The following is an 11,983-nucleotide window of genomic DNA, read 5'->3' on the forward strand; positions in this document are numbered from 1 at the left end:
AGGCTGTTATGACTCAACAGACTTTCCTGGTGGAAATCGGCACCGAAGAGTTACCGCCGAAGGCTCTTCGTTCTCTTGCTGAATCATTTGCGGCGAACTTAACGGCTGAATTGGATAACGCTAACGTTGATCATGGCAAAGTAACGTGGTTTGCTGCGCCGCGTCGCTTAGCGATTAAAGTTGCCGATATGGCGCCATCTCAACCTGATTTAGTGGTTGAAAAACGCGGTCCTGCAATTTCTCAAGCATTTGATGCCGAGGGTAACCCGACCAAAGCTGCGGAAGGTTGGGCGCGAGGCTGCGGGATTACTGTAGATCAAGCTGAGCGTTTGACCACTGATAAAGGTGAATGGTTATTATATCGCGCGCAAGTAAAAGGCCAGCCAGTAACGCAGTTATTAATTGATATGGTTAGCCGTTCATTAGCTAAATTACCTATTCCTAAGCTAATGCGTTGGGGCGATAAAGAAACCCATTTTGTGCGTCCAGTTCATACGGTTACGTTGTTGTTAGGCAGCGATATCGTTGAGGGTCAAGTACTGGGTATTAAGAGTGATCGTGTGATCCGTGGGCATCGTTTCATGGGTGAAGCTGAATTTGCGCTTGAAAATGCTGATCAATATCCAGATATTTTACTGGAGCGTGGTAAAGTCGTTGCTGATTATGAGCAACGTAAAGCCACCATTAAAGCAGGAGCTGAAAAAGCGGCTCAAGAATTAGGCGGCGTGGCTGATTTAACTGAAAGCTTACTTGAAGAAGTCACTTCTTTAGTCGAATGGCCTGTTGTTTTGACGGCAAAATTTGAAGAAAAATTCCTTGAAGTGCCTTCAGAAGCATTAGTTTATACCATGAAAGGTGATCAGAAATATTTCCCAGTCTATGATAAAGAGGGCAAATTACTGCCGAATTTTATCTTTGTGACTAACATTGAATCTTCTGATCCGCAGCAAATTATTTCGGGTAATGAGAAGGTGGTAAGACCGCGTTTAGCTGATGCCGAATTCTTCTTTAACACTGACCGTAAACAACGCCTTGAAGATAATTTACCTCGTTTAGAAACCGTACTATTCCAGAAACAACTAGGCACATTACGTGATAAAACTGAGCGTTTAGAAGTCTTATCCGGTTGGATTGCAGGAAAAATTGGTGCTGATGTTAACCATGCAACACGCGCAGGTTTACTGGCTAAATGTGACTTAATGACCAATATGGTATTCGAATTTACCGATACCCAAGGTGTTATGGGCATGCATTATGCTCGTCACGATGGTGAAGCTGAAGATGTCGCGTTGGCACTTAAAGAGCAATATCAGCCGCGTTTCTCGGGCGATTCTCTGCCATCAACTGATGTTTCTGCTGCGTTAGCATTAGCTGAAAAAATGGATACTCTCGCTGGGATCTTTGGTATTGGCCAATTCCCTAAAGGTGATAAAGACCCATTTGCTTTACGCCGCGCTGCATTAGGTGTGTTACGCATTATTGTGGAAAAAGGCTATCAGCTCGATTTAGTAGAAATGACACAAGAAGCCGCGCGTTTGTACGGTGATAAACTGACTAACCAGAATGTAGTTCAGGATGTTGTGGAGTTTATGCTGGGACGTTTCCGTGCATGGTATCAAGAACTGGGTTATAGCATTGATACTATTCAAGCTGTTTTAGCGCGTCGTCCAACGCAGCCAGCTGACTTTGATGCTCGAGTGAAAGCAGTAACTTATTTCCGCACACTGGAAGAAGCAACAGCTTTGGCAGCAGCGAATAAACGTGTCTCTAATATTCTGAGTAAATCAGCAGAAAAACTGGATGGCAGTGTACAAGCTGCGGTTCTCAAAGCGCCAGAAGAAGTTAAATTAGCGACTCATTTGGTTGTTCTGCAAGAGAAATTAGCACCAATGTTCGCGGCTGGGCAATATAAAGAAGCGCTAGTCGAACTCGCCTCATTACGCGAAGTGGTTGACGGCTTCTTTGATAATGTAATGGTTATGGATGAAGATCATGCGGTACGTATTAATCGCCTGACACTTTTAAACCAATTACGTGAGTTATTCTTAAAAGTAGCTGATATATCTGTTTTGCAGTAAATTGAACAGTATAGAGTAGCATTACGCGACTCTAGAGGATTGTGCTGATATGACTGTGGCTAGTTATTGGGTTGATTATCGTATTATGTAATTAATATGATTAAAATTAACCGAATAGCTAGCTATTTTTTTGTCACGATAAAATGGCTATAAATATAGCTATCAATACGTTTATCAATATAGTTATGAATATAGCTATGAAACTAATAAATAAAAATATAAGCACTTTCGCGCGTAATTTTTGGGCCTAAATACTAGATATCTCGCTGACTTGGCTTATTCCATACTAAGTTGATGGTTTTATCAGCAATCAAACAGTTAGCGCTAAAAAGCAGTTGACGATAGAGAATATCCGCAGTATTATGCACACCGATTTCGGCGAGTAGCGCAGCTTGGTAGCGCAACTGGTTTGGGACCAGTGGGTCGGAGGTTCGAATCCTCTCTCGCCGACCAAATTCCTAACCCCACCTGTTTCAGGTGGGGTTTTTTGTTTCTATGTTTTTAATTCTGAATTTTTTGATTTTCTATTTCTAATTCTCTATTTCTAATTATCTATTTTTAATTTTGGTTTCATTATCTTTAGTTTTATCTATTTTTTCTCTATTTTATATTTATCTAACATATATTTTTAACAAACTAATAGCTCTAAGCTAATACGTCTCAACTAATATGTATAACTTATGTTATTAATATTATTTAATTGATATTAATTTCTTGTATGATTCTTTTATTGTAGATACATTAATTATTTTTCATAGGACGAAAAATTTTAGGGTAGGATATAATAAACAAGGTTTATTTAAATAGATGCTGGTATTAAATTATTATGTGAATTAATCGCAATATTTGAATTAAGGAATAATTCAAATAATTATTAAGGAAGATAAATGAAGCTAAAAACAGTAATATTTATTTTATTATTTATAACATATGCCGATGCTGAGGAATTGTTAAATAATGAAGTATTATATGAGCAAATAAAGGATTCTGAGCATATTATCGATCAACCTCGAGCCCAACTATTTGAGTTAGGCCAACAGAATCATTCTCCTATTCAGTTACCGTATGAATCATCATGTTTAACTATTCATCAGATTCATTTTAGCGGTAAAAAGCAATTTCCTTTACTGACTGAAAAAAAATTACAGCAATGGTCAGATATACTAATAGGTAAATGTTTGGGTAATGAAGGAATTGATATTTATCTCTCTTATATTGAACAACAATTATCTACTATAGGCTATGTGACATCTCAGGTATTGATCCCACAACAAAATTTATTATTTGGAATTTTAACCATCCAATTAGTACCTGGTATTATTTCCAAAATTATTTATTACGATACACAACAAGAACATTATTCATTAGATAATGCTTTTGTTTATGATAAAAAGAGTCCATTAAATTTGCGGGCTTTGGAGCAGGGATTAGATAATTTACAGAATGCACCATTAACTGAGCCGACTATTCATGTTAATCAAGATCCAGATGAAGCTCAAAGTAGTATTATTGTTATTCAAAGGCATAAGCAACGTGGCCTATATGGACGAATTACCTTTGATGGTAGAAAATTACCCGGCAAAGCAGATTATTTAATAAATAATATTCTACTATTAAGTAACCCTCTATTATTAAATGATTCTCTATATTTATCTTTAGGTCGAGATGCGGATAATGATCACTCCAAAGGGCTAAAAAATGCTTATTTTTCTTATTCGATACCTTATAAATATGGGCTTTTTACAGCTATGGGATCTTATCAGGATACCTATAATGATGCTGGTTTGACGTTTTCTGATGGCCGCTCAGTGCGTTATGCGCAGCGAAGTAAATATATTAGTATCGAAAGTAGTTATTTACTACATCGTGATTTTAATACTAAAACATCTTTGGTGATTGGGACTCAATTACATACGTTAAATACTTTTTTAGCTGGGATCCGCTTGGATAATACAGAAAAGCGACTGGCCAGTTATGCAGTTGTTGGTTTAAATCATCAGTGGTTTTTACCTCGAGGGCAGGCTGATTTTTCTGTACGCTATAAACAAGCTACAGACTGGTTTGGTGCTAAGTTAATTCATGATTTAGAATTAAAGAAAGCTCAAATTTACCAATTTAGTGCAGATATCTCTCAATATTTCTTCTTATTCTCTCAGCCATTTTTATATCATTCCGCGGTTGAAATTCAATTAGCTCATTCTTTATTAGACGGAAAGCTCGATAAGACGTCGCTAGCGGGCAGAAACGGATTAAAAGGTTTTACTTACGCAACCACTCGCTCAGGTTCACAGGCATTAGAAATCAAGCAACAATTGAGCTGGCTAGCGCCTTTTCCTAAAGGACAATTATATTGGGGGATTGATTATGGGGCGATTTCAGAGGATAGAGGATATTTTTGGCGTGATAATCGCTTATTAGGTACTGAAATTGGTGTAAAAGGACAATTTAAGGCGATTAATTATCAAGCTTTTATTGGTGCACCTCTATGGAAACCGGCGCAGACACGAGCTGATCCCCTAATAACGGGTTTTATTATAGGTATCAGTTATTAATTTATCGGGTGGAATATATCAGCTTAGTACCGATTAACTAAAATTGTTTAGACTGGAATATATTTTGAATGGATAATATCGTGGCATGATCACCTATTATCTGTTCAATTTTTTATAGTGATTTATATTGTTTCATTTAATGAGAAGTTAGGCTCATAAACAGCTTTAAAAGAATTTTACTTCCACCCGACCAGAATAATATTCGGCAATATTCCCAATCCTCCTCAATATTCGTTCAATAACTGACCGCTTAATCACAAATATAAAAATAAATCAGGTAGTGATAACTTTTTAAATATGACTAATTTTGCAGTTTTATTGACTATGTTATTAATTAGCAGGCTATATTTTACACTGAATTTGTAATAAAAATGTTTCACTTATGTTTTTTAAAACCACACAAGTAAAATGGAATAGGTGTTGACGTTAGTAGTTACAGTTGTTTTATTGTCCAAAGGATAACAGTAAATAAATTTAATAAATCCGAATTTCCTGGTGATATGACCGGAAAAATTTAACGACATAACAATCAAAATTGCAAACATATACAGGAGCAAGTCGATGAAACGCTCTATAAAAAAGACAGGGGCATTAACCGTTGGTTTAACATTGGCAGCGTTAGCGGTATCTGCCTCTGTGCAGGCCAAAACATTGGTATATTGTTCTGAAGGTTCTCCCGAAGGTTTTAATCCTCAATTATTTACTTCGGGCACGACCTACGATGCGAGTTCAGTGCCGCTGTATAATCGGTTAGTTGAATTCAAACAGGGTACTACTGAAATCGAACCGGGTCTGGCGGAAAGCTGGGATGTCAGCGCAGATGGCAAAGTTTATACTTTTCATTTACGCAAAGGTGTGAAATGGCATGCAAATAAAGCATTTAAGCCTACGCGTGAGTTTAATGCCGATGATGTCGTGTATTCATTTATGCGCCAGAAAGATCCTAATCATCCATATCACCAAGTATCTGGTGGAAGCTATGAGTATTTTAGTGGCATGGATATGGATAATATGATCGAGAAAATTGAAAAGGTTGATAATAATACCGTCCGTTTCACACTTTCTCGTCCTGAAGCCCCATTCTTGGCGGATATGGCAATGGATTTCGCCTCTATTCTGTCAGCGGAATATGCCGATAAAATGTTGGCGGCGGGTAAACCCGAGCAGGTTGACTTGAGTCCTATCGGGACTGGGCCTTTCCTGTTACAGCAATATCAAAAAGATTCTCGTATTCTGTTTAAAGCTAATAAAGATTACTGGGGAACGGTGCCAAAAATTGATCGACTGGTATTCTCTATTACTCCAGATGCCTCGGTACGTTACGCCAAATTACAAAAAAATGAATGCCAGATTATGCCGTATCCTAATCCGGCTGATTTAGCGCGTATGAAAGAAGACAAGAATATTGTTCTGCTTGAACAACCGGGCTTAAACGTCGGTTACCTCTCATTTAACGTCGAAAAGAAACCGCTAGATAATCAAAAAGTGCGTCAGGCACTGACGATGGCGGTTAATAAAGATGCGATTATTGATGCGGTATATCAAGGCGCAGGGCAAAAAGCCAAAAACCTGATCCCACCTACGATGTGGGGCTATAACGATACGCTTGTGGATTATCAATACGATCCAGAAAAAGCTAAACAGCTATTAAAAGAAGCTGGATTCGCGGACGGTTTTACTATTGATTTATGGGCGATGCCTGTTCAGCGTCCGTATAATCCAAATGCTCGACGTATGGCAGAAATGATCCAAGCCGACTGGGCTAAAGTTGGTGTTAAATCAAAAGTCGTGACTTACGAATGGGGTGAGTACTTGAAACGCGCGAAAGATGGCGAACATCAGACCGTGATGATGGGATGGACAGGGGATAATGGCGACCCGGATAACTTCTTTGCTACCTTATTTAGCTGCGCTGCTAAGGCTCAGGGCTCCAACTACTCAAAATGGTGCTACAAAGGTTTTGAAGATAAAATTCAGCCTGCACGTATCACCGCAAATCATGATGAGCGAGTTAGCTTATATCAACAAGCACAGGCTGTTATGCATGAGCAAGCACCAGCATTGATTATTGCACATTCAACCGTGTTTGAACCGATCCGAAAAGAAGTGAAAGGCTATGTTGTTGATCCATTAGGCAAACATCACTTCGACCAAGTAGATATTGAAGAATAACCTTTTTTATTCTGTTATCGCCATTCTCTGTTAAGTCTTGCGGAGGGTGGCTTCATGGACTTCATGAAGCAGTGTATAGAGTAGTTATCTATGAGCCTAGAAGAGATATTTTCTTCTGATTCAAACAGTCCTAGAGCTGTTAGTCGTATTTAAAAGGAAATTCGGGATATGTTGCAATTTATCCTCCGACGGCTGGGGCTGGTGATCCCCACGTTCATTGGTATCACACTCCTCACTTTTGCGTTTATTCATATGATCCCCGGCGATCCGGTGATGATAATGGCAGGGGAACGCGGAATATCACCGGAAAGACACGCTCAGTTGATGGCTCAATTAGGGCTTGATCAACCATATTGGCAACAATATCTGCATTACATTAATGGGATTTTACACGGTGATTTAGGCATTTCACTCAACAGTAGGATTTCTGTATGGGACGAATTCCTTCCTCGCTTTAAAGCCACGTTAGAGCTAGGTATTTGTGCCATGATCTTCGCTATCTCGGTCGGAATACCGGTTGGCGTATTGGCAGCGGTAAAACGAGGTTCTATTTTTGATCATACAGCGGTCAGTATTGCATTGACAGGCTACTCCATGCCGATTTTCTGGTGGGGGATTATGCTGATAATGTTGGTTTCCGTGCATTGGAATTTAACGCCAGTGTCAGGGCGAGTGGGCGATTCCTTATTTTTAGACGACACATATCCCCTGACGGGTTTTATGCTGATTGATACTTTGCTTTGGGGAGAGCCGGGCGATTTTATCGACGCGGTTGAGCATATCATTTTGCCCGCAATTGTTTTGGGCACCATTCCATTGGCAGTGATTGTCCGTATGACACGCTCTTCGATGCTAGAAGTGCTTGGTGAAGATTACATTCGTACTGCCAGAGCCAAAGGCGTCAGTAGAATGCGAGTAATATTAATTCATGCTCTACGCAATGCCATGCTTCCAGTAATAACCATTATCGGTTTACAGGTTGGAACATTATTGGGCGGCGCTATTTTGACGGAGACTATATTCTCATGGCCGGGTCTTGGCCGTTGGTTAATTGAAGGTTTACAGCGTCGTGACTACCCGGTAGTTCAAGGCGGCGTACTGTTAATCGCTACATTAATTATTGTCGTTAATCTGTTGGTTGATGTGCTCTATGGCATTGTTAACCCTCGTATTCGTCATAAAAAATAAGGAGCCTAAAGATGTCTCAATCTACTGAGCCTACGATTAGCAGTGCTCCTAAACCGATGAGCCCATTACACGAGTTTTGGCACTATTTTAAGCGCAACAAAGGGGCTGTAATTGGAATGGCATATATCATTCTGATGATTTTGATAGCCATTCTTGCTGGCGTATTAGCCCCTCATGCTCCTGACGAACAATTTCGCCAATATCTACTGACACCGCCAGTGTGGGAGCAGGGCGGTAGTTGGCAGTTTATTTTAGGCACCGATGATATTGGTCGAGATTTATTATCACGATTAATGTATGGCGCTCGACTCTCTTTATTTGTCGGCTGTTTAGTAGTGATATTATCGCTATTTTTTGGGGTTATTTTAGGATTAATAGCCGGATATTTTGGCGGCCTAGTTGATATGGCAATTATGCGTATTGTCGATATCATGCTGGCATTACCGAGCTTATTACTGGCGCTCGTTCTGGTAGCAATTTTTGGCCCTTCGATTGTCAATGCCTCTTTGGCATTAACTTGTGTAGCGGTACCCCACTATGTGCGATTGACCCGCGCGGCTGTCTTAGTCGAAGTTAACCGAGACTACGTGATTGCTTCCCGTGTTGCAGGGGCGGGATCGGCGCGTCAAATGTTTATCAATATCTTGCCTAACTGTTTGGCGCCATTAATTGTACAAGCCTCATTAGGCTTCTCTAATGCTATTTTGGATATGGCAGCTTTGGGCTTTTTAGGAATGGGTGCACAGCCACCGACACCCGAATGGGGAACCATGCTATCGGATGTATTGCAGTACGCACAAAGTGCGTGGTGGGTGGTTACATTCCCGGGGCTAGCTATCCTGTTTACGGTATTAGCATTTAACCTGATGGGTGACGGTCTACGCGATGCGTTTGATCCGAAACTTAAGCAGTAACGAGGTAATCAAATGGCATTGTTAAATATAGATAAATTATCGGTGCACTTCGGAGATGAAAGCGCACCATTTCGCGCCGTTGATCGTATTAGCTATCAGGTTGAGAAAGGTCAAGTTGTTGGTATTGTAGGTGAATCAGGATCCGGTAAATCCGTAAGCTCATTGGCGATTATGGGATTAATTGATTATCCCGGAAAAGTGACTGCCGAGCATTTAGAGTTCAACGGTCGTGATTTATTGAAAATGTCGGAAAAAGAACGGCGTAATATTGTCGGCGCTGATGTCGCGATGATATTTCAAGATCCGATGACGAGTCTGAACCCTTGCTTTACCGTCGGATACCAGATAATGGAAGCTTTAAAAGTGCATTATGGTGGCAGTCGTAGCACTCGCAAGCAGCGCGCGATTGACTTATTAACCATGGTAGGCATTCCTGATCCTACATCCCGCTTAGATGTTTATCCACATCAATTATCTGGTGGGATGAGTCAGCGAGTGATGATTGCAATGGCGATAGCTTGTCGACCTAAATTATTAATCGCTGATGAGCCGACGACAGCGCTCGATGTAACTATTCAGGCGCAGATTATTGAGCTACTGCTTGAACTGCAACAACAAGAAAATATGGCGCTGGTACTGATCACTCATGATTTGGCGTTAGTTGCTGAAGCGGCTCATCACATTATTGTAATGTATGCCGGACAGGTAGTTGAATCTGCACTGGCGAAAGATATTTTCAAAACACCTCGCCACCCTTATACACAAGCATTATTGCGCGCACTGCCCGAATTTGCGACAGATAAAGCGCGTTTGGCGTCATTACCCGGTGTTGTTCCCGGCAAATACGACCGCCCGGTGGGCTGCTTACTGAATCCGCGCTGCCCGTATGTTAGCGAGAAATGTAAACAGGAAGAGCCGGAACTTCGTACGTTTGGGGAAAGGCAGGTTAAATGCCATATGCCGTTGGACGATTCAGGGAGACCGACAGTATGAGCCAGCAACAAAAACAGCATCAGCCGTTGCTAAAAGCAACGGATTTGACCAAGTATTACAGTGTAAAAGGTGGGATTTTTTCGGCAGAGAAAACCGTAAAGGCACTGGATGGTATCTCTTTTGAGCTGGAAAAAGGCAAAACATTAGCGGTTGTCGGTGAATCAGGTTGTGGCAAATCTACCTTGGGTCGCTTATTGACTATGATTGAGGTACCGACAGCGGGCGAGCTGTACTATCAAGGACAAGATTTATTAGTTAAAGATAAAAGCGCAGAAAAACTACGTCGTCAAAAAATTCAAATTGTTTTTCAAAATCCCTATGGGTCATTGAATCCTCGCAAGAAAGTAGGGCAAATTTTAGAAGAGCCGTTGTTAATTAATAGCTCACTGACTGCGGCTGAACGGAAAGAAAAAGTATTGGCGATGATGGCAAAAGTGGGATTAAAAACTGAGCACTATAGTCGCTATCCCCATATGTTTTCTGGGGGACAACGCCAGCGTATCGCGATTGCTCGTGGATTAATGTTAGATCCCGATGTAGTGATTGCGGATGAACCGGTTTCGGCACTCGATGTTTCGGTTAGGGCTCAAGTTCTAAATTTAATGATGGATTTACAGCAGGAATTTGGCTTGTCTTATGTCTTTATCTCACATGATCTTTCTGTGGTTGAGCATATAGCCGATGAAGTGATGGTGATGTATTTAGGTCGCTGTGTTGAAAAAGGTAGCCGTGAGGCAATTTTTAATCATCCTCGCCATCCTTATACTCAAGCCTTACTTTCTGCTACACCCCGTTTAGATCCCGCCTCAAGACGTGAGCGGATTAAGTTGACGGGTGAATTACCTAGCCCAATGAATCCGCCACCAGGATGTGCTTTTGCGGCGCGCTGTCGTCGTGCCTTCGATGCTTGTACTCAGTTTCAGCCTACATTGAAAGATTACAATCATCAGTTAGTCGCTTGTTTAGCCGTTGATCAGGATGAAGAAGGCTAGCTCTTAGTCAGTTAGTGCCTATAAGTGACAGAAAAAATTATTTTCTGTCACTTATTACTAAAACTCTAGCCATCTAATGGCTGCAATAAACACGCTGATAGCCTTAACGGCGACTAAGAATTAACCACACGTATTTTTTAAAAATCAAGTATACTAACCAACCGTAATAATCTGTTAAAGATGATTTATTAGGATTACTTGAGTTAAATGAAAACGCGTGTTCAACGATCATTAACATTAAAAAGTCTGCTGGTGTTCTTTTTGATCACCCTTTGTTCGTTCGCCATTTTTTTGAGTATTCAATTCACCTATTTATTAGAACAGCGTAAAAACGATTATCTTAATCAACTGAGCAATGCGGCACTGCAAATTCAAAAACCGCTGACTGACGCTTTACTCAGCTCAGATCTTAACGAAGCCAAATCTTTGCTTATCAGTTTAAAAACCTCAGGAATTATGGGGCAAGCTACTCTTATTCGTCATGAAAATGTGCGAGTTATGCGTCTAAATTTTGCGACACCAAAACCGATCCCCGGCTGGGCTAAGTCAGTGTTTGATATTCCGGTAGAGATGACGCTTCCGCTATATGCTTATGGTAATGCAGCGCTAACGAGTAAACCATTCGGCTATTTAATATTACAAGTTGACTCGAATCGGGTTTATCACTACGCATTAAACACTCTCGGGCTTATAATCACGACATATTTATTATTGACGTTGATTGTTGCTGTGGCAGCAACATGGTTTATGAGTCGCTTTATTGTGCGGCCTTTACGCCGTATTGCGCTTGATTTAAATGGAAATAAAATTGTAAATCAAGTAGTTGTTGCTGAACATCATAATGACGATGAGTTAGGATTATTGGCTAAGGGATACAATAACCAAATTAATAAACAAATTAATAGTCAAAAGTTAGATTAGTCCATGAACCTAACATTAAGATTGATGGTCTAACGGTTTTATAGTCCGTGTGCAATTATCAGAGTGATAGTTGTACAATAATACGATTTGACCCTACGAATTAGCGTTTCCCGTTAATTTAAAAGTAATAATTTTACGGTTAAATACAAGGATAGAAGAATACATAGGGGTTC

At 40.4% G+C, this 11,983-nt stretch carries 9 protein-coding genes and 1 tRNA gene; 9 read left to right on the plus strand and 1 reads right to left on the minus strand.

Annotated elements, in window-relative coordinates; genetic code table 11:
* Positions 1 to 8 precede the first annotated feature (8 nt).
* Positions 9 to 2,078, plus strand: a complete 2,070-nt coding sequence (gene glyS, locus M992_RS03870) for a glycine--tRNA ligase subunit beta (RefSeq protein ID WP_053907391.1) — start codon at positions 9 to 11, stop codon at positions 2,076 to 2,078.
* A 254-nt stretch (positions 2,079 to 2,332) separates the two neighbouring features.
* Here glyS and M992_RS15040 read toward each other — a convergent pair whose 3' ends face one another.
* The gene (locus M992_RS15040; protein ID WP_156317255.1) at positions 2,333 to 2,482 is read right to left on the minus strand and encodes a hypothetical protein; all 150 of its coding nucleotides are present in this window, start codon (positions 2,480 to 2,482) and stop codon (positions 2,333 to 2,335) included.
* On the opposite strand from M992_RS15040, the gene M992_RS03875 reads away from it, so the two are divergent.
* From M992_RS03875 to M992_RS03910, 8 genes are all read left to right on the plus strand, one after another.
* A tRNA-Pro gene (locus M992_RS03875) sits at positions 2,455 to 2,531 on the plus strand. The genes M992_RS15040 and M992_RS03875 overlap by 28 nt on opposite strands.
* 434 nt (positions 2,532 to 2,965) lie before the next feature.
* The gene (locus tag M992_RS03880; protein WP_053907392.1) at positions 2,966 to 4,630 is read left to right on the plus strand and encodes a ShlB/FhaC/HecB family hemolysin secretion/activation protein; all 1,665 of its coding nucleotides are present in this window, start codon (positions 2,966 to 2,968) and stop codon (positions 4,628 to 4,630) included.
* Positions 4,631 to 5,191: 561 nt separating this feature from the next.
* A complete protein-coding gene (gene dppA / locus M992_RS03885) occupies positions 5,192 to 6,802 on the plus strand; it encodes a dipeptide ABC transporter periplasmic-binding protein DppA (RefSeq protein ID WP_053907393.1) in 1,611 nt (536 codons plus the stop codon).
* 168 nt (positions 6,803 to 6,970) lie between these two features.
* The gene (dppB, locus tag M992_RS03890; RefSeq protein WP_047255353.1) at positions 6,971 to 7,990 is read left to right on the plus strand and encodes a dipeptide ABC transporter permease DppB; all 1,020 of its coding nucleotides are present in this window, start codon (positions 6,971 to 6,973) and stop codon (positions 7,988 to 7,990) included.
* 11 nt (positions 7,991 to 8,001) lie between these two features.
* Positions 8,002 to 8,904 carry a dipeptide ABC transporter permease DppC gene (gene dppC / locus M992_RS03895; RefSeq protein ID WP_053907394.1) on the plus strand — a complete coding sequence of 301 codons (903 nt, stop codon included), beginning with the start codon at positions 8,002 to 8,004 and terminating at the stop codon, positions 8,902 to 8,904.
* Between the two features lie 12 nt (positions 8,905 to 8,916).
* Positions 8,917 to 9,897 (plus strand): dipeptide ABC transporter ATP-binding protein, encoded by a 981-nt coding sequence (gene dppD / locus M992_RS03900; protein ID WP_053907395.1) that lies wholly within the window; start codon positions 8,917 to 8,919, stop codon positions 9,895 to 9,897.
* Positions 9,894 to 10,889 carry a dipeptide ABC transporter ATP-binding subunit DppF gene (gene dppF / locus M992_RS03905; protein WP_053907396.1) on the plus strand — a complete coding sequence of 332 codons (996 nt, stop codon included), beginning with the start codon at positions 9,894 to 9,896 and terminating at the stop codon, positions 10,887 to 10,889. The genes dppD and dppF overlap by 4 nt, the downstream gene beginning before the upstream one ends.
* 207 nt (positions 10,890 to 11,096) lie before the next feature.
* Positions 11,097 to 11,810 carry a HAMP domain-containing protein gene (locus M992_RS03910; RefSeq protein ID WP_053907397.1) on the plus strand — a complete coding sequence of 238 codons (714 nt, stop codon included), beginning with the start codon at positions 11,097 to 11,099 and terminating at the stop codon, positions 11,808 to 11,810.
* Positions 11,811 to 11,983: the final 173 nt, after the last annotated feature.

This window comes from Moellerella wisconsensis ATCC 35017 (assembly GCF_001294465.1).
Lineage (GTDB): Bacteria > Pseudomonadota > Gammaproteobacteria > Enterobacterales > Enterobacteriaceae > Moellerella > Moellerella wisconsensis.

Excerpts from the sequence above, each read along its gene's own strand:
- glyS (WP_053907391.1), top strand. The coding sequence starts at position 9 with ATGACTCAACAGACTTTCCTGGTGGAAATCGGCACCGAAGAGTTACCG.
- dppF (WP_053907396.1), top strand. The coding sequence starts at position 9,894 with ATGAGCCAGCAACAAAAACAGCATCAGCCGTTGCTAAAAGCAACGGAT.
- dppC (WP_053907394.1), top strand. The coding sequence starts at position 8,002 with ATGTCTCAATCTACTGAGCCTACGATTAGCAGTGCTCCTAAACCGATG.
- dppA (WP_053907393.1), top strand. The coding sequence starts at position 5,192 with ATGAAACGCTCTATAAAAAAGACAGGGGCATTAACCGTTGGTTTAACA.
- dppD (WP_053907395.1), top strand. The coding sequence starts at position 8,917 with ATGGCATTGTTAAATATAGATAAATTATCGGTGCACTTCGGAGATGAA.
- dppB (WP_047255353.1), top strand. The coding sequence starts at position 6,971 with ATGTTGCAATTTATCCTCCGACGGCTGGGGCTGGTGATCCCCACGTTC.
- M992_RS03880 (WP_053907392.1), top strand. The coding sequence starts at position 2,966 with ATGAAGCTAAAAACAGTAATATTTATTTTATTATTTATAACATATGCC.
- M992_RS03910 (WP_053907397.1), top strand. The coding sequence starts at position 11,097 with ATGAAAACGCGTGTTCAACGATCATTAACATTAAAAAGTCTGCTGGTG.